At 65.9% G+C, this 23,476-nt stretch carries 23 protein-coding genes; 13 read left to right on the top strand and 10 right to left on the bottom strand.

The genetic code is table 11. The features are described 5' to 3' along the window. Window positions 1-4: 4 nt before the first annotated feature. Window positions 5-1,270 carry a serine--tRNA ligase gene (gene serS / locus LWC34_RS18985; RefSeq protein ID WP_233726516.1) on the bottom strand — a complete coding sequence of 422 codons (1,266 nt, stop codon included), beginning with the start codon at window positions 1,268-1,270 and terminating at the stop codon, window positions 5-7. Between the two features lie 260 nt (window positions 1,271-1,530). Here serS and LWC34_RS18980 point away from each other — a divergent pair, with 260 nt between their 5' ends. Then, a complete protein-coding gene (locus LWC34_RS18980) occupies window positions 1,531-2,445 on the top strand; it encodes an RCC1 domain-containing protein (protein ID WP_233726515.1) in 915 nt (304 codons plus the stop codon). 126 nt (window positions 2,446-2,571) lie between these two features. Here the strand turns inward: LWC34_RS18980 and LWC34_RS18975 are convergent, their stop codons facing one another. The 3 genes from LWC34_RS18975 to LWC34_RS18965 are packed head-to-tail and all read right to left on the bottom strand — an operon-like array spanning window position 2,572 to window position 4,886. Next, window positions 2,572-3,018, bottom strand: coding sequence for a DUF350 domain-containing protein (locus LWC34_RS18975; RefSeq protein ID WP_233728749.1), 447 nt, complete (start codon window positions 3,016-3,018; stop codon window positions 2,572-2,574). Window positions 3,019-3,076: 58 nt separating this feature from the next. Beyond that, window positions 3,077-4,243: a glutathionylspermidine synthase family protein gene (locus LWC34_RS18970; protein WP_233728748.1), complete on the bottom strand. Its 1,167-nt coding sequence runs from the start codon at window positions 4,241-4,243 to the stop codon at window positions 3,077-3,079. A gap of 1 nt (window position 4,244) precedes the next feature. Continuing rightward, window positions 4,245-4,886 carry a hypothetical protein gene (locus LWC34_RS18965; RefSeq protein WP_233726514.1) on the bottom strand — a complete coding sequence of 214 codons (642 nt, stop codon included), beginning with the start codon at window positions 4,884-4,886 and terminating at the stop codon, window positions 4,245-4,247. 122 nt (window positions 4,887-5,008) lie between these two features. Between LWC34_RS18965 and LWC34_RS18960 the strand changes: the two genes are divergently transcribed. Both LWC34_RS18960 and LWC34_RS18955 read left to right on the top strand, forming a co-directional pair. Continuing rightward, complete coding sequence (locus LWC34_RS18960; RefSeq protein ID WP_233726513.1) at window positions 5,009-5,986, top strand: septum formation family protein; 978 nt, start codon at window positions 5,009-5,011, stop codon at window positions 5,984-5,986. Window positions 5,987-5,990: 4 nt separating this feature from the next. Beyond that, window positions 5,991-6,341 (top strand): metallopeptidase family protein, encoded by a 351-nt coding sequence (locus LWC34_RS18955; RefSeq protein ID WP_233726512.1) that lies wholly within the window; start codon window positions 5,991-5,993, stop codon window positions 6,339-6,341. Here LWC34_RS18955 and lhgD read toward each other — a convergent pair. From lhgD to LWC34_RS18935, 4 genes are all read right to left on the bottom strand, one after another. Continuing rightward, window positions 6,338-7,513, bottom strand: a complete 1,176-nt coding sequence (gene lhgD / locus LWC34_RS18950; protein WP_233726511.1) for an L-2-hydroxyglutarate dehydrogenase — start codon at window positions 7,511-7,513, stop codon at window positions 6,338-6,340. The genes LWC34_RS18955 and lhgD overlap by 4 nt on opposite strands. Further along, window positions 7,513-8,262, bottom strand: a complete 750-nt coding sequence (locus tag LWC34_RS18945) for a glycosyltransferase (RefSeq protein WP_233726510.1) — start codon at window positions 8,260-8,262, stop codon at window positions 7,513-7,515. Before LWC34_RS18945 ends, lhgD begins: the two co-directional genes overlap by 1 nt. Window positions 8,263-8,648: 386 nt before the next feature. After that, window positions 8,649-9,629: a Gfo/Idh/MocA family oxidoreductase gene (locus LWC34_RS18940; protein ID WP_233726509.1), complete on the bottom strand. Its 981-nt coding sequence runs from the start codon at window positions 9,627-9,629 to the stop codon at window positions 8,649-8,651. Next, entirely contained in the window at window positions 9,626-10,729 is a 1,104-nt protein-coding gene (locus LWC34_RS18935) for a DegT/DnrJ/EryC1/StrS family aminotransferase (RefSeq protein ID WP_233726508.1), read from the bottom strand. Before LWC34_RS18935 ends, LWC34_RS18940 begins: the two co-directional genes overlap by 4 nt. Before the next feature lie 234 nt (window positions 10,730-10,963). Between LWC34_RS18935 and LWC34_RS18930 the strand changes: the two genes are divergently transcribed. From LWC34_RS18930 to LWC34_RS18890, 9 genes are all read left to right on the top strand, one after another. Further along, entirely contained in the window at window positions 10,964-11,956 is a 993-nt protein-coding gene (locus LWC34_RS18930) for a lysylphosphatidylglycerol synthase transmembrane domain-containing protein (RefSeq protein ID WP_233726507.1), read from the top strand. Between the two features lie 75 nt (window positions 11,957-12,031). Beyond that, window positions 12,032-13,789 carry a DUF2339 domain-containing protein gene (locus LWC34_RS18925; protein WP_233726506.1) on the top strand — a complete coding sequence of 586 codons (1,758 nt, stop codon included), beginning with the start codon at window positions 12,032-12,034 and terminating at the stop codon, window positions 13,787-13,789. Then, window positions 13,786-15,627, top strand: coding sequence for a glycosyltransferase family protein (locus tag LWC34_RS18920; protein WP_233726505.1), 1,842 nt, complete (start codon window positions 13,786-13,788; stop codon window positions 15,625-15,627). The genes LWC34_RS18925 and LWC34_RS18920 overlap by 4 nt, the downstream gene beginning before the upstream one ends. Window positions 15,628-15,807: 180 nt before the next feature. Then, window positions 15,808-16,506, top strand: coding sequence for an acyl-ACP--UDP-N-acetylglucosamine O-acyltransferase family protein (locus tag LWC34_RS18915; protein WP_233726504.1), 699 nt, complete (start codon window positions 15,808-15,810; stop codon window positions 16,504-16,506). A gap of 32 nt (window positions 16,507-16,538) precedes the next feature. Then, a complete protein-coding gene (locus tag LWC34_RS18910) occupies window positions 16,539-16,775 on the top strand; it encodes an acyl carrier protein (RefSeq protein WP_233726503.1) in 237 nt (78 codons plus the stop codon). After that, entirely contained in the window at window positions 16,772-17,515 is a 744-nt protein-coding gene (locus LWC34_RS18905; RefSeq protein WP_233726502.1) for an SDR family NAD(P)-dependent oxidoreductase, read from the top strand. Before LWC34_RS18910 ends, LWC34_RS18905 begins: the two co-directional genes overlap by 4 nt. Further along, window positions 17,512-18,897 (top strand): AMP-binding protein, encoded by a 1,386-nt coding sequence (locus tag LWC34_RS18900; RefSeq protein ID WP_233726501.1) that lies wholly within the window; start codon window positions 17,512-17,514, stop codon window positions 18,895-18,897. Before LWC34_RS18905 ends, LWC34_RS18900 begins: the two co-directional genes overlap by 4 nt. After that, window positions 18,894-19,952 (top strand): LuxE/PaaK family acyltransferase, encoded by a 1,059-nt coding sequence (locus LWC34_RS18895; protein ID WP_233726500.1) that lies wholly within the window; start codon window positions 18,894-18,896, stop codon window positions 19,950-19,952. Before LWC34_RS18900 ends, LWC34_RS18895 begins: the two co-directional genes overlap by 4 nt. Then, complete coding sequence (locus LWC34_RS18890) at window positions 19,949-21,178, top strand: acyl-CoA reductase (RefSeq protein WP_233726499.1); 1,230 nt, start codon at window positions 19,949-19,951, stop codon at window positions 21,176-21,178. The genes LWC34_RS18895 and LWC34_RS18890 overlap by 4 nt, the downstream gene beginning before the upstream one ends. A gap of 108 nt (window positions 21,179-21,286) precedes the next feature. On the opposite strand, the gene LWC34_RS18885 is transcribed toward LWC34_RS18890, so the two are convergent. Beyond that, on the bottom strand, window positions 21,287-22,099 hold the full coding sequence (locus LWC34_RS18885) for a Cof-type HAD-IIB family hydrolase (RefSeq protein WP_235729611.1): 813 nt from the start codon (window positions 22,097-22,099) through the stop codon (window positions 21,287-21,289). 109 nt (window positions 22,100-22,208) lie between these two features. Here LWC34_RS18885 and LWC34_RS18880 point away from each other — a divergent pair, with 109 nt between their 5' ends. Then, window positions 22,209-23,081 carry an LLM class flavin-dependent oxidoreductase gene (locus LWC34_RS18880; protein WP_233726497.1) on the top strand — a complete coding sequence of 291 codons (873 nt, stop codon included), beginning with the start codon at window positions 22,209-22,211 and terminating at the stop codon, window positions 23,079-23,081. Between the two features lie 49 nt (window positions 23,082-23,130). Here LWC34_RS18880 and LWC34_RS18875 read toward each other — a convergent pair whose 3' ends face one another. Continuing rightward, window positions 23,131-23,358 (bottom strand): hypothetical protein, encoded by a 228-nt coding sequence (locus tag LWC34_RS18875; protein ID WP_233726496.1) that lies wholly within the window; start codon window positions 23,356-23,358, stop codon window positions 23,131-23,133. Between the last annotated feature and the right edge of the window lie 118 nt (window positions 23,359-23,476).

The raw sequence follows: 23,476 nt of genomic DNA, 5'->3' as shown, positions 1-23,476 counted from the left end.
TCCATTATTGCTTGGGTTCGAGGACTTCGATCCCGCCGAGGCCCGGCCGCAACGCTTCCGGGACCACGACCGAACCGTCGGCCTGCTGGTGGTTCTCCACGATCGCCACGATCCACCGCGTGGTCGCCAGCGTTCCGTTCAAGGTCGCGGCGGTCTGCGGCTTGCCGTTCTCGTCCCGGTAGCGCACACCGAGCCTGCGGGCCTGGAACGTGGTGCAGTTCGAGGTGGACGTCAGCTCGCGGTACGCCTGCTGCGACGGGAACCAGGCCTCGCAGTCGAACTTGCGCGAGGCGCTCGTGCCAAGGTCACCGGCCGCGGTGTCGATCACCCGGTACGGCACGTCGATCTTGGCGAGCATCTGCTCTTCCCACGCCAGCAACCGGCCGTGTTCCGCCTCGGCGTCTTCCGGCTTGCAGTAGGAGAACATCTCGACCTTGTCGAACTGGTGCACCCGGATGATGCCGCGGGTGTCCTTGCCGTACGAGCCCGCTTCCCTGCGGTAACACGACGACCAGCCCGCGTACCGGCGAGTGCCCTTCGACAGGTCCAGGATCTCGTCGGCGTGGTAGCCCGCGAGCGGCACCTCCGACGTGCCGACCAGGAACAGGTCATCCTCGGCAAGGCGGTAGACCTCGGTCGAGTGCGCGCCGAGGAAACCCGTGCCTTCCATGATCTCCGGCCGCACCAACGACGGCGTGATCATCACCTGGAAGCCGTTGGCCACGGCCTGCTGGACGGCCAGGTTCAGCAGCGAGAGCTGCAGCAGCGCGCCAACACCGGTGAGGAAGTAGAACCGCGAGCCCGACACCTTCGCGCCGCGCTCCATGTCCACCCCGCCCAGCTTCGCGAGCAGGTCGAGGTGGTCAGCGGGCTCGAAGTCGAACTTCTTCGGCTCGCCGACGTGCTTGAGCACGACGTAGTCGTCCTCGCCGCCTTCCGGCGCGGCCGGATGGACCACGTTGGGAATGGCGCGGTGCAGTTTGGCGAAGGCCTCCTCGGCCTCGCCCTGCTCGGCCTCGGCGGCCTTGACCTCTGCGGCCATTTCCTTGCCCTTGGCCAGCAGCGCCTCGCGCTCCTCGCCCTTGGCCTTACCGACCTGGCGGCCGAACTGCTTCTGCTCCGCGCGCAACGAATCGGCCCTGGACACCGCACTGCGTCGACGCTCGTCGGCAGACAGCAGCTGGTCAACCAGTTGCTCGTCCTCACCACGGGCACGCTGCGAAGCGCGCACCGCCTCCGGGTCTTCGCGCAGTGTCTTCAGGTCGATCACGGTATCTATTGTCCTCGCTCCGCTCGGACGGACTCAGTCGCCCCAAGCCGACCATTTCCACCCCGCCCCACGCAACCGACATCTTCGCTCTGAGCTGGCCGTCGCCGTGGCTGGGGCGATGTCGGGCGTGTTGCGTCGCGTAAATGATCGGCGGCGACTGAGTCCGTCCGCTCGTTAGCAAGCAACGCGATCTTTATGCAATCTGTGTACGTCTGACCGTTAGGCTCCGCGACTTCCCGTTGCCTAGTAGTGGAGTCGACGTGCGGAAGTTAATGGGGGTCACGGCAGCACTGCTGTTGTTCGGCGCTGTGCCTGCCGCGGCAGCGCCCGAACCGATCGGTGAGGTGCTGACCTGGGGTTCGAGCGGGGTGAGCGCACGCGTGCCCGTCCCCGACGAGGCAAGGTCCGGCGTCACCGCCATCTCCGCTGGGTGGAGCCAGAACCTCGCCCTGAAGGACGGCCAGGTCATCCAGTGGAACGTCCCGGAGATCGAGCCCGAGCTCGCGCGGGTCCCGGTCGAAGTCTGGGACGGCGTCTCGGCCATCGCCGCGGGCACGTACCACAACCTCGCGCTCAAGAACGGCAAAGTGGTCTGCTGGGGCCGCTGGATCGAGTGCAAGGTTCCCGAGGACGCCCGCTCTGGGGTCACGGCCATCGCCGTCAACCAGGAGTACAGCCTCGCCTTGAAGAACGGCGGTGTGCTCGCCTGGGGATGGGATCACCCGAACGTCAACCTTGGCCAGTTGAACGTCCCTGAGGAGGCGAAGTCCGGCGTCTCGGCGATCGCGCCAGGTCTACGGCACGCGCTCGCCTTGAAAGACGGCAAGGTCATCGCCTGGGGATCGAACAAACACGGCCAGCTCAACGTGCCTGAGGAGGCGCAGTCCGGTGTCACGGCGATCGCCGCGGGCGCCCAGCACAGCGTGGCGTTGAAGAACGGCAAGGTGATCGCGTGGGGCTGGAACCTGTATGAGCAGTCCTCGGTCCCCACGATCGCTCAGTCGGGCGTGACGGCGATCGCCGCGGGCTCACAGCACAACACCGTCCTCAAGGACGGCAAGGTCATCGTCTGGAACTACAACGCCCAAGGCCAGATGAACATCCCGGCCACAGTGAAAGAAGGCGGGATCACCCACATCTCATCCGGCCCGTACCACAACCTCGTGCTGAGGTAACTCACGTGAGTGGTTTGTCCCGGTAACGGAACTGACCACTCACGACACGCGTCCCAGCCCGGCTGGTTAGCGTCTGACGTGAGTGGTCAGTTCGGAACGCGCTATGCCTTGAATGGGACAAACCACTCACGAGATGGCGACGGCGACTACCAGGCCGAGTGCTACGTGCGCGGCCGCGACGACCACGCTGGCCGGGGTGAACTTCTCCGACTGGATGACCTCGCCGATGTTGATCCGGGTCGCCCACTCCAGGATCCGGACCGCCGCCACCTGCACGATGATGCCGAGCAGGCCATACACCAGTGAGGTGATCAACCCGGCGGTCAGGTCACTTGCCGACGAGGTGATCGCGAGCACGATGATGAAGGCCATGCTGACCAGGCCAGCCGACGTGATCAGTACCGCGTTCGGCTTGCCCGTGCGGACCAGCTCGGACAGCTTGCCCGGCGTGGTCCAGTCGATGGCGTAGAAGCCCGCGAGGATCAGTACGAGGCCGACGATCGCGTACAACGCGATGGCGCCGATGCCCCTGCCGAGCTGTGCCCCGAAGTCTGGATCCAGGGCGAGTTGGATCTGGGTGGTGTACACGGGGTCCCTCCGGCCTAAGTGGACGTCTGTCGTGGGTGGATTATCACGATTCCGGGATCCGATGGGGGACAAACGCCGCACCATCGTCGGTGACCAGGCCCGCCGTCTCACGGATGCCAAGTCCGGCCGCCGAGTCGCCGACGATCCACGCGCCCAAAGCGGGCCGGTAACCGTCGAACTCCGGCAGCGGGTCGAACGCCTGGTAGACGAAGCCTTCATGGCCGTAGACACCACCGGTCGTGGTCTCGTAGCCAGGGGCGACGATCTGGATGTTCGCGCCTTCCCGCCCCAGCCGCGGTTTGCGCACGTACTCAGTCAGCAGGCCCGGCTGGTCGAGGAACGCGGGCAGCAGGTTCGGGTGCCCCGGGTACATCTCCCAGAGAATCGCCAGCAGCGCCTTGTTGGACAGCAGCATCTTCCACAGCGGCTCGATCCACAGCGTCTGCGGCAGGCTCTCCACCGCGCGCTTGCCGAACTCCTCGTCGACCACCCATTCCCACGGGTAGAGCTTGACGATGGCGTTCATCGGCGCTTCTTCCAGATCCACGAACCGCTTGAGCAGCGAGTGCCAGCCGATCTCCTCGATCGCCAGGCCGACCGTGTCCAGCCCGCCCTCGGCCGCGGTTTCCTGCAGATAGGCCGTGGTCACGTGGTCCTCGCCGGACGGGTCCGCGGTCGACCAGGTGAAATGCACCTCGTTGGACGGGAGCTTGTCGCCGATCTCCCGCCAGCGGTCGACCAGCTTCTCGTGGATCGAGTTCCACTGGTCGTCCTCGGGGAAGACGTCGGTCTTCCAGAACCACTGCACGACCGCCGCCTCCAGCAAGGACGTCGGCGTGTCGGCGTTGTACTCCAGCATCTTCGCCGGGCCTGAGCCGTCGTAGCGCAGGTCGAACCGGCCGTAAACATGTGGGTCGTGCCGTCGCCACGACTCGGCGATGTGCGGCCACGTCCACTCGGGGATCCCGAAGTCCTTGTACCGCTCGGTCGTCACGACGTTGTCGACGGCTTCCAGGCACATCGAGTGCAGCAGTTCGACGTCCGCCTCGATCGACAGGACCTCGTCGATGTCGAAGACGTAGTGCACCGACTCGTCCCAGTAGGGACGGCGGTTCCCGGCTTCGTCGCGTGCGGGCGTGCCGAAGACCAAGCCCTGTTCCGCGATCTTGCTCTGCCAGTCCCGCCGGGGTTGCGAGGCCTCCCGGTGCAACTCAGCTTCCTCCGCTTCCGCTGCTGCCACCACTCTTGCCGCCGCCGCTGACACCGAAGCCACCGCGCTGGACTGTCCGACCTGAACCGCTCTTGACGGTCGTTCCGCTGCTTGGCGCGACCGTTGTACCACCCGTCACGCGACGGTTGGGGCCTGTGCCGCTGACCGTGCCGCCGTAGTTGTAGTGGTAGCTCCGGTACTGACCGCCGCCGATCGGGATGAACCAGAAGCCGCCAACTCCGGGGTAACCGCCCTGGCTGCGGACGCCTTCCTCCGTGCAGGTGTTCTCGTCCGCGGCCACCGTGCCGTTGTCGTCGACGCAGTAGGCGGTGACCTCGTCCGGCGTCGCCGCGGCGTACCAGACAGCCACCGTCGCCACGATGCCGACGGTCACGCCCGCGCCGATCATCACTCTGCGTCGGCGCAGTGACTTCCGTTCGGCCTCCGCGACCACGGTCCGTTCGTGGTTCTGCTGCTCCTCAAGCGCCCGGCGCATAGCCCGTTGCTCGGCCAGTGTCGGCGGCCGCGGGGTCGTGGTCTCCGGGTCCTGGAACCGCATGCCGCCGCGTTTGGGCTCAGCCGGTGGCTGCGGCTGGCCCTGCTCACCGCCGGGCTGGGCGCCCTCGTCCCTGTTGTCTGTCATCCGGCCCTCCCACTCGCGGACAGTACATTCGCCGACCTGAGAGGTGGGGCGTGGCGTGGCGATGAGTGTCCTGATCGCAACACACAACCGCCCCCTCGGGCAGGTACGGCATTATGGAGTAGATGTCGACGAACGCCGAACGGTTGCACTCAGGTACCCGGACCTTGAGCACACGGCTGGTCATGGCCGGAGCGTTCGTCGGCGCGCTCGGCATCCTCACGCTGAGCATGGTGTTCTCCTGGCCGGTCGCGTCCGGCAAGCAAAGCCCGGCCGACGTGGCTGCCGAGAATCTGGCGGCCGCGTTCGAGGCACCAGCGGGCAGCTGCCTGAACTGGAGACCGGACGGCTCGGACATGAAAACGGTCGGCTGTGACCAGCCCCACCTTTTCGAAGTGTCCGGTGACGTGGACATCGCCGCGGAGTACCCGGAGAGCGCGCCGTCCCCGACCAACGAGGCCTGGCGCGAGATCGCCAAGCAGAAGTGCACAACGGGCGCGGCCACCTATCTCGGCGGCAAGCTCGACCCGTACGGCAAGTACAGCGTCGGGGCGTTGAAGCCGAGCGACGAGCAGTGGCGTGACGGCGACCGGAAACTGCGTTGTGGTTTGCAGCGCGCTGTCCCGTCGGGCAACACGTTGGTCGCGACCACCGGATCGGCCAAGAACCAGGACCAGTCCGACATCTACGACCCGGGCACGTGCCTCGCGCTGGTCAACAAGAACGTCGGCGACCCAGTTGGCTGTGAGGCCGAGCACGCGTACGAGATCACCGGCGTGGTCGACCTCGCGCAGATCTTCAAGGACTCGGTGCCGGAAGAAGCACAGCAGCAGGCCGCGATGCTCGAACAGTGCACCAAGCTGACCAACGAGTACTCCGGCGGCCTCGACCTGCAGAGCAAGGGGCTGTCGCTGACGTGGGACACCCGTAAGGCGGAAAGCTGGGACGCCGGATCGCACCGCGCTGTCTGCAAGGTCGGCGCGCCACTTTCGGACAACTCCGGCCTCGCTCCGATCAACGGCAGCGTGAAGGACGCGGGCAAGTCGTCGGCGCCGTCTTCCGGCTCGTCGGCGCCGACGCCGTCGTCCACCGGCGGCGGGTGATCTCGTGCCAGTGGAGATGCCGCGAGCCCGGTTCGAGGAGCTCGTCAGCGAAGCGCTGGACCTTGTGCCCCGCGAGTTCGCCAAAGCCATGGACAACGTCGTGGTGCTCGTTGAGGAATACAACGCCGAGGAACCATCGATTCTCGGGCTGTACCACGGCATCGCGTTGACCGAGCGGACATCGCAGTACGGCGGCGTTCTGCCGGACCGGATCAGCATCTATCGTGAGCCGATCCTGCAGATCTGCGAAACCGAAGACGACGTCGTCGACGAGGTCGTCACGACCGTGGTGCACGAGATCGCGCATCACTTCGGCATCGACGACCACCGCCTGCACGAACTGGGCTGGGGCTAGACCACCTGGTCGGCGACGTACTTCGCGATCTCCAAAGCGCTTGTGGCAGCAGGGGAAGGCGCGTTCAGCACGTGCACCTGATGTGGTGCGGTCTCGATCAGGAAATCGTCGACCAACTTCCCGTCCGGCAGCAGCGCCTGCGCCCGCACGCCCGCATTGGCTGGAACGAGGTCTTCAGCCTGCACCGCGGGCACGAGCCGGGCAAGGCTCGCCGCGAACCGCTTGCGGGACAACGACCGCAGTACTTCGTCAACACCGGTCCGGCCGTATTTCCTTGCCAGGCGCCAAGAACCAGGGAACCTTGCGGTCTCAAGCAGGTCTGCGACGGACACGTCACGCCAGCGGTAACCCTCACGCCGCAAGGCAAGCACGGCGTTCGGTCCAGCGTGGACACTGCCGTCGAGCATTCGGGTGAGGTGCACGCCAAGGAACGGCAAAGCAGCGTCCGGCACCGGGTAGATCAAGCCTTTGACCAGGTGCCGACGTTCCGGCTTGAGCTCGTAGTACTCGCCCCGGAACGGCACGATCGTGGCCCGTGGCGTCAATCCGGCCAGCCGCGCGACGCGATCGCTTTGCAGCCCAGCGCAATTCACCAAGGCATCGGCCTTGATCACTTCACGGCCGGTGGCGATCTCGACGCCGCCGTTGCGCCCGGCCCGAATTCCCAAGGCCGGAGTGGACAGTCGTAGATCCGCGTTGTTCAACAGCTTGACGAGAGCTTGGCAGACACCGGGAAAATCGATGATTCCGGTGCTGTGTACGCGAAGCGCGGCAACGCAGGAAACCTCGGGCTCGTATTCCCGCGCCTCATCCGACGAGATCAGATTGGCCGGAACACCATTGGCCTTCGCGCGCGATTCGAGCGTGTACAGCGCAGGCAGTTCGTCCTCGGAGGTCGCGACAACGAGTTTCCCGCACACCTCAACACCGACGCCGTGCTCACGCGCGAAGTTGATGATGGACTTGTTGCCAGCAACGGACATCCGCGCTTTGAACGAGCCAGGTTTGTAGTACAGCCCGGCGTGCACGACGTTGCTGTTGTTGCCCGTCTGGTGGGCAGCCCAATGATCTTCCTTTTCCAGGACCGTCACCTGGTTGCCGCGCATGGTCAACTCCCGCGCGACCGACAGACCGACGATCCCGCCCCCGATGACGACTACGTGCGGCGCCACTAGGCGACGTGCGCGACCGGGCGAACGCCCTTGCGGTGGTGCTTGCGGACCGTGATGAGCCCGAGGCCCATTTTCCAGACGTCGCTGACCCGGATCCGGCTGCCGTGGGCGGCGTGCGATTCACGCAGGCGCACAGGAACCTCGATCGTCCTGATGCCACTGCGTTCAGCCAAGTAGGTCAACTCGGTCGTGAGCAGGAAACCCTCTTCGGACAGCTGCGGCCCGACCTCGCGCGCCCAGTCGCCGTTGATCACGAACGTGCCCTGTGGGTCACGGGTGCGCATCCCGAGCACGATGAAGCGGAGGGTTAGGAAACCCCAGGTCAGGACGGCTCGGAGGAGGCCACGGCCAACCTCGGACTCCGGGTGCGCCTTCGAGCCGATCACGACCTTGTGCTTCCTGTGGTCGATTTTTTCGGCCTTGTCCAGGTCGTCGAAGCCGAACGGGAGGTCGTCGGCGCCGAAGAAGACCCGCTCACCACGGCTTTCGGCGATGCCTTTGCGCAGCGCGTTACCGAGGCCTTTTTTGCTGCTCATCACGCGGAGTTCGAGGCCGGGCGTCTGCCAGTCGGCTTCGATCTTGTGCAGGAGCTCGAGGGTGTTGTCGCTCGAACCGTTCTCCACCACGACGATCTCGGAGTTCGTCCCGGCCAGGCGGTCTTGCAGCTCCTTGAGGGCACCCTCGATCGTGGCCGTGCTGTTGTGCGCGGGGATGATGTAGGTGAGTGACACCGCGTGGTCGCCTGCCATCGGAACTCCCTGACGAACTGCATGATTGAGGGCGACACGCACAGTACCGTGCAATTGGACAAGCCCCCCGCAAGGGTAGCCGCCCGCACCGCCAGATTTATGCCGTGAAGGCCACCTTCGCGGCGTTGAACGCACCAAACTCGGCCCTCACAGCCCTGAACGGCGAGCAATGCCCGCACCCCTGGCCACGGCGGTCGGTTCCAGCACCGACCCGCCCCGTCAGCCACAAGTATTCACAGGTCAACGACCCACGCCCGCCGCCAGCCTCGGCCAAACTCCGAACCCTGAGTTCCTGGCAATTGGCATCTGACGCCCTAAAAGTTCCTTCACGGCAAATGGCAAAGGCGCCCGGGAGGACATCCCCGGGCGCCTTTGAGGAGAGAACCTCAGTGGCCGTTGTTGGCCGACAGTGACGCCTGTTCGATCGCCAGGTGCGCGGGCAGGATCGCTTCGCGCTCCTTGGCCACCTCGTCCGACCCCGCGCCCTTTTCGAGCAGGTTCAGGAAGTGGTCCAGCTGAGCCGCGAGTGGCTCTCCGCCGGGCATCAAGGTCGGGATCTCGATGATCGTTTGCTGCTTGTAGCCGACGCCGTCGCGTGCTGGTTCGTGCTCGACGTGGCGGTAGACCGTGATGTCTCGGCGGAGCAGGTCGATTTCCGTCAACCTGTCGATCTCCAGGACGTGCAGTTGGCGGATCTTTCGCTGGCTGATCCGGCTCGCCGAGATTGTTGCCAGGGCTCCGTTCGGGAACGACATTGTCGCGTCCGCGCTGTCTTCCGAGTTGTTCGTCCGGGACTCCTCGTGGAAGTAGCCGAACGAACCCTTCACCGCGCTCGGCACTTCGCCGAGGAAGCTGATTGCCAGGTCGACGTCGTGGATCAGCAGGTCTGTCGCCACCCCTGTCTTGATCCTGGGTACGAAAGGCGAGTGCCGGACCGCGTGGATTTGCGCGATGTCGCTGACGAACTGCCGTGCTGTCATCACCGCTGGGTTGAAGCGCTCAAGGAATCCGCACACGAGTGGCAAACCGCGTGCTTCGGATTCCTTCACAAGCTCTTCCGACAGGGCGTACGACGGCGTCAGTGGCTTCTCGACCAGCAGGGGCTTGCCGAGTTCCATCACTCGCTTGGCGATGCCGTAGTGGGCTTCGGTTGCCGCCGCGATCACTACCGCGTCGATTCCGTCGAGCGTGTCGAAGTCGGGGACCCACTCGACGCCCCACTTTTCCGCGACCGCTCGGCCGGTTTCTTCTTTCTTCTCGATCAGGGTTGTGAAGTTCGTCCGAGGCGACTGGGCCAGCACACGTGCGTGCAGTGAGCCCATTCGGCCCGATCCGACCAGCGCTATCCGAGGCTGTGCGGCACTCATGCGCCCAGCACCTCCCTGACCGTTTCGACGACCTTGTCTACATCGGACTCGGTTAGCTTCGGGTGCACTGGCAGGGAAAGGACTTCCCGCGCGACGCGCGCCGCGACCGGGAAGTCTGCCAACGATGCGGTGATCCTCGGGTTGGTGCGGTAGCAGTCGTAGTCGAATGCCAGCTTCGGGTAGTAGACGCCGTTCCCGACGCCTTTCTCGATCAGCTTCGCCGAGAACTCGTCGCGGCTCATCGGCGCGTCTTCGGTGATTCGCACCGTGTACTGGTGCCAGACGTGCGTCCGTCCCTGAAGGACTGTTGGCAGTTCGAGGCCGCTGATCCCGGTGAGGCCTTTGGACAGTGCTTCCGCGTTGCGCTGGCGGGCATCTGTGATCTGCGTCAGCTTTTCCATCTGCGGGATGCCTACTGCCGCGTGCAGGTCTGTCAGCCGGTAGTTGTGTCCGGCCATTTCGTACTGATACCTCGCGCGCATGCCCTGGTTGCGCAGCACGCGCAGGCGATCGGCCAGTACCGCGTCGTTCGTGGTGATCACGCCGCCTTCGGCGGTGGTGATGTTCTTGGTCGCGTACAGCGAGAAGCAGCCGAGGCCGTAGCTACCGGCTGGGTTGCCGTCCAGTGTCGCGCCGACTGCCTGCGCCGAGTCTTCGACGACTGCCAGGCCGTGCTCTTGGGCCAGGGGCATGAGCTTGGTCATGTCCGCCATCTGCCCGTACAGGTGGACTGGCATCAGGACCTTCGTGCGCGGGGTCACAGCTTTCGCCACCACGTCCGGGTCGATGTTGAAGTCCTCCGTGCGGATGTCGGCGAACCTGACCGATGCTCCGGCTTCGAGGATCGCGTTGAGCGTCGCGACGAAGGTGAACGGCGAGGTGATCACCTCGTCACCCGGCTGCAAGTCCAGTACCTCGATCGAGGCGACCAGCGCGGTCGTGCCACTGTTCACCGCGACCGCGTGCTCGACGCCCGCGACCTTGGCGAACGCGTCCTCGAAACGCTTGACCATCGGGCCTTGCGCGATGACGCCGGAACGAAGGACTTCCAGTACGTATGGTTCGGCGTCGGCGACGTCGACCACGGTGATAGGGATCATTCTCCATCTTCCGATTGCTGCTGGTCGTCCCCGGTCTGGCGGACGTGCCTGAGGCGTACTTCGAGGGCAGGCTACCCGGGGCCCCTTCGGTGGCCCTCTGTACCCTGAAGCCGCCGACGGTCGCAAGACAACCTTCCCGGCCGTGCGAGCGTCTTCACCAAAGTCCACACAGGCGCGTTCTTCCAGGCCCCGACGCCGTCTACGAGCAAGGCGCCAACCGAGCACGGAGACCACATGACCAGCATCGAGGACGATGCCAAGCAGCAGGAAGACGCTCCGGCGGCTCAACCGGCCAAGTCCACCAAGCAGATCGTCATCGCGTGGGCGCGGCGGCTGCTGGTCGTGGTGGTCATCGGTTTCGCCGGCTGGCAGGTCGCCAAGAGCTGGAACGAGGTCTGGGCGACGCTCAAGACCCTGTCGTGGAGCGCGGTCCTGATCAGCGAGCTGTTCGTGCTGCTCGGCATCTTCCTCGGCGCGTACGCCTGGCAGATCATGGTCGACGACCTCGGCAAGCCGGTTGGTTTCCTGCGTGGCTCGCAGTTCTATCTGGTCGGTTCGCTCGGTAAGTACGTTCCCGGCTCGGTGTGGGCGTACCTGCTGCAGATGGAACTCGGCCGCAAGGCAGGCGTGCCGCGCGCCCGCATCTTCGTCGCCACGCTGATCTCGCTTGGTGTCTCGGTTGTGGCCATGTCACTGCTCGGTTTGCTGTCGCTGCCCAGCGTTCTGGACCATGCACCGAATGCCGTGTGGCTGTTCGCGCTGTTGCCGATCGGGCTCGTCGCTTTGCACCCGAAAGTGTTGACTTGGGGCACTTCGCTGGTGCTGAAACTGCTTCGCAAGGCACCGCTCGACCACGACCTGCGCTACGGGATCGTCGGCAAGGTCCTCGCCTTCCAGGTCGCCTCGTATGTCTGTTACGGCACGCACCTGTGGGTACTTGCCGAATCGGCCGGTTCGCCGACGTTCCGTGACTGGCTGCTGGCCATTGGCGCGATCTCGGTCGGCCTGCTCGGCGGCATCTTCGTGTTCATCCTGCCCTCCGGCGCCGGTGTGCGGGACGCGATCCTGGTCGGCGTGCTCGCGAGCACCCTGCCCGCCTCCCAGGCGCTGGCGTTCGCGCTGGTCAGCCGCTTGATGTTCATCGTCGGCGAGGTGTTGTCGGCCGGGATCGGCTGGCTGCTGCCGAAGTTCAAGCGCGAGCAAGCTGAGGTCGCCGCGGCGGCCTGAGTACCCCCGTGTGCAGGTACTTTCCGTAAACCCGGCAGACTCGCTGCCGGGTTTCGAGCTTTCCGGGGGTGTGCGATGGCTACCGTGGTAGCGGGCGACGACGTGCACGTCGGTGGCCCGTCGTCGGGTACCGCTGACGGGCACGCGCGACGCGACATGCGCACCCGGATCCTGCAAACCCTGCTCAGCACGGTCCTGCTCGGTTTCCTGCTGAACTGGCGCTACGGCTATTGGGTCGGCAAGGTCGACCACTGGGTCCTGTCGCCGCAAGGGATCAACTGGGCGGATCCGGACAAGTTCCGTGGCGACTGGATCCTGCAGAACGCGCCGCAGCCGCACTGGTTCTTCGACGTCGTGACCTGGTTCGGCGCGTCGATCGACGCGCTCGGCGGCGTGTATCTCGTCTACTGGCTGATCAGCCTGGCCATTTTCGGCGCGGCGACCGTGCTGCTGGCGCACAGGTGGGCGCCTGAGCATCCGTGGGTCGCCACGGTCCTGGTCACGGTGCTCGGCGCGGTCACGCCGTGGTGGTTGCTCGGCACCGGTTCGCCGATGCTGGCGATCGCGCTGCCCGGCGTGATGGCGGGCTTCCTGATCTATCTGGTCATCGCGGCGCTGCTGACCGGCAGCTACCGGATGGCCGGGATCGTGTCCGTTGTCACCGCGATCGTGCATGTCCAGCAGGGCGGTGTGGCTGCGGTTCTGCTGATCGCGGTCGCGATTGTCCTTTTCGTACGGGAGCGCCGGATCAACTGGTGGCTGGTCGGTTCGGCCGTCGCCAGCCTCGCGATCATGTTCGCCGGGCTGAAAGCTCGGCCGGTCGCCGGCGATCTGAACGACTTCGTGCAGGCCTGCCAGAAGCTCATCCCGTATCACTGCGAGGCCACGAGCTGGCCAGGTTTCGTGCTGTGGCAAGGACTTGCGCTGGTCGGCCTGGCCATCCTGTCCGTTTTGTACATGACAAGGCAGTCATGGCCGGTGTGGGCGGCGACGCTTGGTTTGTCCGCGTTCGGGCTGCTCGTCGGTGTCACTGTGGACCGTTGGGACGTGCCGACGCTTGGCACGCTGGCGCAGGGCCTGAACATCTACCGCCTTGGCGTGCTGCTGATGCCGTTCGCGGTGTGGGCCGTGGTGCTGCCGATCTTCGGGCGGTTCAAGGAATGGCAGCGCTGGGTTCTGCTCGCCGTGGTGCTGTTCCTCGGCTATCACGTGATCAGCATGGACTTCTACGAGCCCGCGTACCCCTTGGAGAAGCCCGCGGGCGGCGCGTGGATGGTGGCCTTCGCGTTCGCGTTGACGGTCGCGACCGCGTGGGTCGGCCGGAGCAAGAACACCGTGCGGGCGGCCGGGGTTGTGATGGCCCTGTCGGTCGCGTTGTCGATGGCCGCGAACCCCAGCATCACCCTCAAAGCGCTCGACCCGACGTTCATCCAGGACGCTGACCTGCGCGAATGGGGCGAGGCCGTGCAGCGCGTGGTTCCGCCGGGCGAACAGCTGATCGCTCCGCCGCTCGCGATGCACATGCGGCTCGTGACTGCCCGTGGCGTGTTCGCGGACTGCAAGGGCGGCCCGTACGGCGGCCCGGCCTGGCGTGACTACCAAGATCGGATCGAAGCCCTCGGCGGCTTCACCCAGTGCACCCACGCCATCGCGGACGTGTACAAGAAGGTCACGGCCGCGCAGATCCAGCAGGTCGCCAGCCGCTACGGCATGCGGTTCGTGGTGTTCGAGGGCGACGACAACGCGGCGATGGCTGGGTTGAAGGCGGCGGGCTGGCGCGAGGTCCTCGGCCCGTACAAGAGCATCAAGAACTACGTCCTGCAAGCTCCATGACCAGACAAGAGGGATTAGACACCGTGGTGGACCTGGACACCCTGGCGTATCACGCGCCTGTGGGAGCTCCCCGGCGAACAGCCGCCGACCGCCGTTCCACCCTGATCCGGGTACTCGTGCACGTCACCTGGGTACTCGGCCTGGCAGCCGCGGTCGTCGCGCGAGTCGCCAGATTCGGCTTCACGCCAGCTGACCAGGGATTCATCCTGGCTGGCAGCTGGCGGCTGCTGCACGGCGAGATCCCGCATGCGGACGTCATCTCGGGCCGTCCGCTCGGCTCGGCCGTGCTGCACATGATCGACTTCCTGAGCCCGGCGCCGCTGTTCATCTCGTCGGTGTACATCGCGATGGTCCAGATCATCGTGTTCACGATCGCGTGCGCCGCGCTGCTGACCGGAACCTCGCCGCTGCGGTGGGGTCCATTGCGGACACTGCTGGTCGCCGCGGCCTCGCTGATCAACCTGCACCTGTTCACCTTGATGGCCTGGCACACCATCGACGGCCTGATGCTGACCGCGCTCGGCTGGTGGCTGCTGGACGCTGGACTGCGGTCAGAATCCACGTGGCAGCGCCGGATCGGCCTGTTCCTGCTCGGGTTCGCGGTGATGACCAAGCAGAGCTTCGCCCTCGCCGTCCCCATCGGAATGCTGCTGCTGTTCCTGCACCCCGCGGCGCGCAAGCAAAGCAAGTCGTGGGGCCGGATCGTGGTCGACCTGCTGTGCCTCGGCGCGTTCCCGCTGCTGTACGTGGCCGTCGTGTCGATCGCCGGTGGCTTCGGCGACATGATCAAACAGCTGACCGGCGGTGCGCCGGTCTATGGCAGGTCGCTGTTCACGTTCTGGGGCAGCGATCTCAGTCTGCTGTGGAGCCCAGGGCACGACTGGCGCAGGCAGATCCTGCTGATCTTCGCGGCCGCCGTGGTCATCGCGGTGCTGTGGGTGTTGCGCGACCGGCTCGGCAAAACCGGGGTGTGGCTGCGGATCTTGCTGGCCGGTGGGGCCGCGCTGCTCACCGCGTACGCGATCGCGCAGACGAAACTGACTTATCCGCCATTCTGGTCGATCAAGATCGCGTGGCTGTTCGTCGCGGTCATCCTGCTCGACGCGGTGATCAACAAACGTTTCCCGTGGCGGGCGTTGTTGCTGGCAGTACTGGCTTTCTCGGCGAGTTTATCGTGGGGTTACGACTATCCGGCCCTGCTCGCGGGCACGTTCGTGATCGCCACGCTTGAGTTGCTGGTTGCCGCTGTGCCCGAGGTGAAGGTCGTGCCGACAGTGGTGACCGCGCTCGTCGGCGTGCTCGCACTGGGCGTCGCCGGTTACGGGCTCGTCCGTGCGCATGACCGGACCGTGGCCGCAGACCTGACGCACGACAAACTCACCGTGAACCTCGGTTCCGTGACACCCGAGATGAACGGGATCCGCACGAGCCCAGGTGTCGCCACGTACGTCCAGCAAATCAAGGACTGTGTGCAGCGTTACCCCGCTGACAAGGTCGCTGTGCTGCCGGACAACAACTTCGCCTATCCGGTGATGAAGCTGAACAACCCGTTCCCGCTGGACTGGCCGCTGCACCTGGAAATGATCGGGGACGCCCGTCAGCGAATGCTCGACACGGCCGAGAAGCTCAACCGCGACGGCGACTACCTGGTGATGTTCCAGACCGTCACCGTCACGGACCTGCGCAAGGGCCTGCCTGTGCCCACGTCGGTGCCGCCCGACGCGCCGGTCGCCGTCGACACCACCGGCGACCCGGTCGTCTTCCAGGTCAGGGACAGGCTGACCGGTCAGCGGACCACGTGCGGCAGCTTCACGGCGGTGTACGCACCAGCCCGCTGAAACCGGCTCTACCAGGCAGCTTGACCGGAGCAGTCGCAGTCGTGGCGCTCCGGTACAGTGGCTTTCCGGTCCCGCCTGTGTGCGGGTCCACACGGTTTTTTCGCCGCGCCACGGACACGTTCTGGGGTCGCGCGGCGGGACCGTGCGTGACGACCAATACACGGGTAGGACTGACAGCCAGTGGCGAATCGAATCCATCCCACCGCGATCATCGGCGAGGGCGTCGAGCTCGGCGATGACAACGTGGTCGGCCCGTACACGGTCATCGTCGGCCGAACCGTGATCGGCAACGGCAACTGGATCGGCCCGCACGTGACCATCGGCACGCCCGCCGAGGACAAGGGCGGCCCGCACCCGGTCGCGTGGGACGGCGAGCTCGCCGGCGAGGGCGTGCGGATCGGCGACAACAACAAGATCCGCGAGTACGTGTCCATCCACCAGGGCACCAAGGTCGTCACCTCGGTCGGCAACGACTGCTACCTGCTGGCCCGCAGCCACGTCGGGCACGACGTGATCCTGGACGACAACATCGTGCTGGCCTGCTCCGCGCAGCTGGGCGGGCACACGCACGTCTGGTCGCACGCCAACATCGGCATGAGCACGGTCGTGCACCAGCACGGCCGGATCGGCCCTGGCGCGATGGTCGGCATGGGCTCGGCCGTGCGCAAGGAGGTGCCTGCGTTCACCATCACGCTGGGCAACCCGGCGCGCGTGTCCGGCATCAACGTGGTCGGCCTGCAGCGCCGTGGCTGCGACGAGGCAACCATCGAGAAGCTGCAGCCGTTCATCACAGGTAAGGGCGAACTGGCTGCCGACGGTGTGCCGGAGGAGCTGTCCACGCTGCTCAAGGCCTGGGCGAGCCGCACACCGCAGGCCTGAACCAACCGACTAGGAAGACTGGGACACCATCCATGGAGCTGAAAGACCGGCTGCGCGCCACCTTCGTCGAGGCCCTCGCGCTCGACGGCGACGTCGACGTGGAGAACCTGAAGTACCGCGACATCGACGAGTGGGACTCGGTCGGGCACATGGGACTGGTCGCCGCGATCGAGGACGAGTTCGACGTCCAGTTCGACACCGACCAGGTGATCGACATGAGCAGCTTCAAGGTGGCCGAGGACATGCTCTCCGACATGGTCGGCAAGTGACTCTCGACGGCAAGGTCGCACTGGTCACGGGCGGCACCAAGGGCATCGGCAAGGCAACCGTGCGTGCGTTGGCCGAGGCTGGTGCCACGGTCGTGCTCACCGGGCGGGACGAGGCCACGGCCAAGGAGGTCGCCGGTGAGATCGCGGGCGAGCTCAACGCCCAAGTCTCCGGGCTCTCGCTGGACGTGACCGACGCCGCGGCGATCGGCACGCTCGTGCGTGGCGTGGCCAAGGAGCACGGCAAGCTCGACATCTGCGTGGCAAACGCGGGTGTTCTCGAGGACGCGCTGGTCGGCATGATCAGCGCGGACGTGGTCGACCGGATGCTGTCGACGAACGTCGCGGGCACGATCCACACCGTGCAGGCCGCGGCGCGCGCGATGATGCGCAAGCGGACCGGTGCCATCGTGGTGCTGGCATCGATCGTGGGCGAGAAGGGCAGCGCGGGGCAGACGGCGTACGCCGCGTCCAAGGCCGCTGTCGGCAACGTCGCCCGGTCGACCGCCAAGGAGCTTGGCCGCTACGGCATCCGCGTCAACGGCGTGGCGCCTGGCGTGATCGAGACCGCGATGACCGCGCACCTGGCTGAGGACGTCCTCGCCAAGCGCACCGCGGACACCCCGCTCGGCCGCCTTGGCAAGCCGGAAGAGGTGGCCCGCGCGATCCGGTTCCTGGTCAGTGACGATGCTTCGTTCATCAGCGGCCAGATCCTTGGCGTCGACGGCGGACTTGTGCTGTGACCTCGCTCATCCACTCCCAGGCGCGTGTCATCGACGCGCTGGACGGCTCGGTGCTCGCTGGCGCCGAGCTGACCGCGCGAGTGGCGGCTGCCGCGGCCGAGCTGTCCGCGCTGCCGGACGGTGTGCTGTTCGCGCGGATGTCCCAGGACATTCCGAGCGTGCTGCGTTACCTGGGCGCTTTCGAGTCCGGCCGGGCGATCGCGATGATCGACCCCGCGTTGGACGCGGACGTGCTGGCCGGTCTGGTCGCCCGGTATCGCCCGGCCGCGGTGCTCGGCGCCGAAGGCCCGGCGCCTCAGGGCTATCGCCTTCGTGGCGCGTCATGGGAGCGGATATCCGCGGAAGGGGTGCGGCCGCATCCGGATCTGGCGGTGTTGCTGCCGACGAGTGGATCGACCGGAAACCCGAAACTGGTGCGGCTGAGCCGGTCCGCGATCCTGCACAACGCCGACTCGATCGCGCAGGTGCTCGGGATCGACGCGAACGAGGTCACCGCGACCAACCTGCCATTGCATTACAGCTACGGGCTTTCCGTGCTGAACAGCCATTTGCTGCGCGGTGCGACCGTTGTGGTGGAAAGCAACGGCGTGATGGCTCGTCCATTTTGGACAGCCGTGGAGAAGTACCACATCACGTCGATTCCCGGTGTGCCGTACCACTACGAGATGTTGCGGCGGCTGCGGTTCGACCCGGTGAAGTACCCGAGCCTGCGTACTTTGACGCAGGCGGGCGGAAAGCTGCGCGTCGACCTGGTCACCGAGTTCAACGACAAGATGCGTGCCGTCGGCGGGCGGATGTTCGTGATGTACGGCCAGACCGAGGCCGCGCCCCGAATGTCCACAGTGCCCGCGGACAAGCTTGCCTCGAAACTTGGTTCCGCTGGACCCGCGTTGCCCGGTGGCACGTTCAGTATCCGTGCCGAGGACGGCTCCGAGATCAGCACGCCTGGCGTGGATGGCGAGGTCGTGTACCGCGGCCCGAACGTGATGATGGGCTACGCCTCCGACGAGGCCGAGTTGGCCAACGGTGACGACGTCGGCGGCATGCTGGTCACCGGTGACCTCGGGCATCTCGACGAGGACGGGTACCTCTACATCACCGGCCGGTTGAAGCGGATCGGCAAGGTGTTCGGGAATAGGGTCAATCTCGATGACCTTGAACAGGTCGTGAAGGGATACGGCCCGGCCGCCGCGGTACCCGCCGGCGACAAGGTGGTCGTCTGGCTGCAGGAAGCCGACGCCGAAGCCTGCAAGGCCGCGGCGAAGACGCTGGCCGAGCGGCTGCACCTGCACGTGACCGGTTTCGACGTCCGACCGGCCGACGACTTCCCCCTGCTGCCGAGCGGCAAGATCGACTATCGGTCTCTGGAGGCCCGGATATGACGGCCCTGTTCGAGCTCACCCAGGCCCAGCGCGAAGCCACCCTGCTGCCGCAGCTGACCGAACTGACCGAACACCACCGCGCCAACTGCGAGCCGTACAACCGGATCCTCGGTGCCCTGGGTCTGCCGCGTGGCCGTGAGTTCGACTCGATCGCGGACCTGCCGTGGCTGCCGGTCCGGATGTTCAAGAACCACGACCTGAAGAGCGTGCCGGATTCCGAGGTTTTCAAGACTTTGACTTCGTCCGGTACGACCGGGACGGGTGCGTCGCGGATCTACCTTGACAAGGAAGCCGCGGGCCAGCAGACCCGCCAGCTCGGCGCGACGCTGCAGACTGTGTTGGGCGGCAAGCGGTTGCCGATGCTCATGGTGGACACGGTCTCGATCATCAAGAACCGCCGGTCGTTCTCCGCTCGTGGCGCCGGAGTGCTTGGGATGGCGACGTTCGGGCGTAACCACGTGTACGCGTTGGACGAGAATGACCAGCCGGATGTCGAGGCGGTCAAGGGATTCCTGGCCAAGCACGGCAACGAGCCGTTCCTGATCTTCGGTTTCACGTTCATGGTCTGGCTGTACCTCTACGAGGTCGCCCGTGAGCACAACTTGGACCTGTCCAACGGAATCCTGATCCACTCCGGCGGTTGGAAGAAGCTGATCGACCGCTCGGTGGACAACGCGGAGTTCCGCCGCCGGTTCGCCGAGGACACCGGGCTGACGAAGATTCACAACTACTACGGCATGATCGAGCAGATCGGGACCGTGTTCTTGGAAGGTCCGTCCGGGAACTCCTTGTATTGCCCCGATTTCGCCGACATCGTGATCCGCGACCCGGAAACGTGGGAAGAGCAGCCGGTCGGCAAGCCGGGCGTGATCGAGGTGGTCAGCACGCTGCCGCGCTCGTATCCCGGACACGTTCTGCTGACCGAGGATCTCGGTGTGCTCAACGGCATTGACGACGGCGACTGGCCTGGCAAGCGGTTCTCGGTGCTCGGGCGGCTGCCACGGGCCGAGGCGCGCGGGTGTTCGGACACGTTCTCCGGAGGGCAGGCGGCGTGAAGCAGCGTTTCCCGGTAGGCGCGGACATCGAGGCCGACGCGTTGTTGGCGGAGCTTTCGGTCGAGCCGGAGGGCGGCCCGCTGAAGGTCGGCGACGAGCGGATCATCAGCTTCCTGACCACGTTTGCCCGCAAGCTCCTCGCGCCTGCTGTGGCGCGGCGTTTTCCGGAGCTCGCGTCGCTCGGTTTCTTCTTGCGTAAGGCCGAGATCGCGAAGGCCTTGGCGCGGTTGAGTGACGGTGACGCGTCCACTTTGCGCTTCGCGCGCGGGCTCGTCTTCCACATCCCACCGGCCAATGTGGACACGATCTTCGTGTACTCGTGGGCCCTGTCGGCGTTGGCGGGCAACCGGAACGTCGTGCGGATCTCGCCGCGTTCGGCCGGAGCCGCCGAGGCCGTTGTGGACGCTCTGAACGAGGCTCTGGCGGACGCGCACCCCGCCGTCGCGCAGACGCAGCGAATGGTCACCTACGACCGCAATGACGTTGTCACAGCGGCGTTTTCGGCCGCGTCGGACCTCAGGGTGATCTGGGGCGGCGATCGTTCGGTCAACGAGGTCCGCAAGTTGCCCTTGGCGCCGCACGCGCGTGACCTGACTTTCCCGGACCGTGCATCGTTCGCGGTGATCTCTGTGGACGGTTGGGAAGCGGCTTCGCCTGAGGCGCGCAAGGAAGCTGCTGTCGGTTTCTACAACGACTCCTACTGGTTCGACCAGGCCGCGTGCTCGTCACCCCGGGTTTTGTTCTGGGTCGGCGATTCCGCGAAAGCCGAGGCGGGCCGCGAGGAGTTCCGCCAGCTGCTCAGCGAGGTCCTGACCGCGCGTGGCGAGGTCGTCGAGCCCGCGATGGCCGTGCAGAAGCGTGTTTCGACCTATGGCGCCGCGGCTGACGGCGTGGCGACCTCGATTCGCTTCGACGGCAACGCGTTGGCGACCTTGGAGCTCGCCGAGCCGACCGTGCTGGTGCGGGAATGGCTGGGTACCGGCACTTTCCCCCAGGTGACCGTGGACCGGTTGGCCGATTTGGTGCCCGCGATCCAGCGCAAGGACCAGACGCTCAGCGTCTTCGGGTTTACCAAGGACGAGCTGATCGGCCTGGTGAACACGTTGGCAGGCCGGGGAATCGACCGCGTCGTACCGTTCGGCTCAGCGCTGACGTTCTCGGCGATCTGGGACGGCTTCGACCTGCTGCACGAGTTCACCCGCCTCACCACAGTCTCAGTGCCGTGAAGGCCACCCTCGCGGAGTTAGACGCGTGAGGGCCTCCCTTGGCGCGTTAGATGCCGCGAGGGTGGCCTTCACGGCTCTAGACGCGGCAAACTCGGCCCTCGCGAGGGGTTAGAACCAGCGTTCCAGGACCTGCGCGACCCCATCCTCCGAGTTCGCCGCGGTGACCTCGTCGGCCACGGCAAGTGCATCCGGGTGCGCGTTGCTCATCGCGACACCGTGGCCTGCCCACTCCAGCATCGGGATGTCGTTGGGCATGTCACCGAACGCGACAATGTCGGCCCGGCCGATGCCGAACATCTCAGCGGCCTTGGCCAACCCGGTCGCCTTGGTCACGTCCTTCTTGGAAAACTCAAGCAGGCCCTGGTTGGTCGAGTACGTGATGGTCGCGTGGTCCCGCAGGACCGGAACCACCGTACGGGCCATCTCGTCGCTGGTCATGTTCCGGTGCCGGATGAGGATCTTCACGGCAGGCTGCCCAACAGCCTCGGCGAGCGAACGGACAGGGATCTTCGTGTCGCCCCAAGGGCTTGCGTAGTCCGGCTCGCAGACGAACGTCTCGTCGATCCCGTTGTGCGGGTGACGTTCCACCGCGACAACCGATCCCGGCAGCAGTTCCTTGACCGTGTCGGCGATGTTGCGCGACAGCGCGGGATCGAGGGTTTCCGCTGACACCACAGTGTCTTTGCCGATGTCGTACAGCACGGCACCGTTCGCGCAGACCGAAAGGCCGTTGACGTCCGCCATTTCCGCGATCGGCCGGATCCACCGCGGCGGACGGCCGCTGACGAGCAGGAATGGCGTCCCCGATGCGACCACCCGGTCGAGGACGTCCTTGGTACGGGCAGTGATCGTTTCGGTCACATCGAGCAAGGTTCCGTCGACATCAGAGGCGATCAGCAGGGGCTTCTCCACGTATTCCATCCTGCCCGATGGCCACAAACAGGCCGAACGTTGTGATTGACGTCAACTTGAGCGTCCAAATGGCCGTAAGCTGGGCGACAGATAGGCGAAGGCGCTACGGTCGATCATCGTGCGAGTTGGTATCGAAATCCTCCCGGAACATCGTTGGTGGGCAGCCGAGCCCAAGTGGCGTGCCGCGGAGGAATATGGCTTCGACCACGCGTGGACCTACGACCACCTTGGCTGGCGCAGCCTGGTGGACGGGCCTTGGTTCGGTGCCATCCCGACGCTGACCGCGGCGGCCATGGTGACCTCCAAGATCCGCCTCGGCGCCTGGGTCGCGTCACCCAACTTCCGCCACCCGGTCCCGTTCGCCCGCGAGCTGACGGCCGTCGACGACGTGTCCGACGGTCGCTTCATCCTGGGCGTCGGCGCAGGTGGCGCAGGCTATGACACGATGGTCATGGGCTCGAACCCGCCGCGTAGCCGCGCTGCGCGCTTCGCTGAGTTCGTCGAGCTCCTCGACCTTCTGCTGCGCCAGGACAAGACCACGTGGCGCGGGGAGTACTACGAGGCCGTCGAGGCGCGCAACGCCCCGGGATGCGTACAGAAGCCACGGCTGCCGTTCGTCGTGGCCGCCAACGGCCCCAAGGCCATGCGCGTGGCCGCCCGCTACGGCACCGGCTGGGTAACCACAGGCGCCGAACCTGTCGAGGACATGGACGCTTGGTGGGCCTCGGTGGCCGAGGTGTCCAACCGTTTCGCATCGGTTCTGGAGGGCGAGGGACGTAACCAGGCGACCATCGACCGGTACCTGAACCTGGATGGCGCGCCCGAGTACGTGCTGACGAGCGTCGAGCATTTCCGGGACGTCCTTGGCCGCGCGGATGAGCTCGGTTTCACGGACGTGACCGTGCCGTGGCCGCGGCACGACGGCATCTTCGCGGGCTCCGAGCAGCTCGTGGAGGACATCGCCGCCGAGGTCCTACCGGCCTTGCGTTGACCCGAGAAGGAGGGCGAGCCCCCGGCCCGCCCTCTCACTAGCTGCCTGCTCAGCCGCCGATAGACCAGATCATGAGGTCCCACTCGGCGTGGCCGCGGTCGTAGTAGCACTTGGCGCCGACGTCGCTGCTGCGGTACTTGACAGCCTCGGCTTCGCACCGTTCCTCACTCGGGTAGCTGCCGATGTAGATCCAGTCAGCCCAGGCGGTGCCAGCAGCACCGAACATGATTCCCACCGCCGCGACACCGGCGGCGATACGTCCCATTGTCTTGATCATGTCGGTTATCTTCCCACCGGATTAGTCCGTTCGCAGGGCAACTGACCACCCTTCAGCGTGGGCTGAAAGGCGCAGGTCAAGCGACCTTTCGGTCTAGCGTTACGCCATTCGTGTGACC

This window comes from Kibdelosporangium philippinense, from assembly GCF_021390435.2.
Taxonomy (GTDB): domain Bacteria; phylum Actinomycetota; class Actinomycetes; order Mycobacteriales; family Pseudonocardiaceae; genus Kibdelosporangium; species Kibdelosporangium philippinense.
The sequence above is the reverse complement of the archived record's forward strand: the minus strand, read 5'-3'. Positions and strand labels throughout refer to the sequence as shown.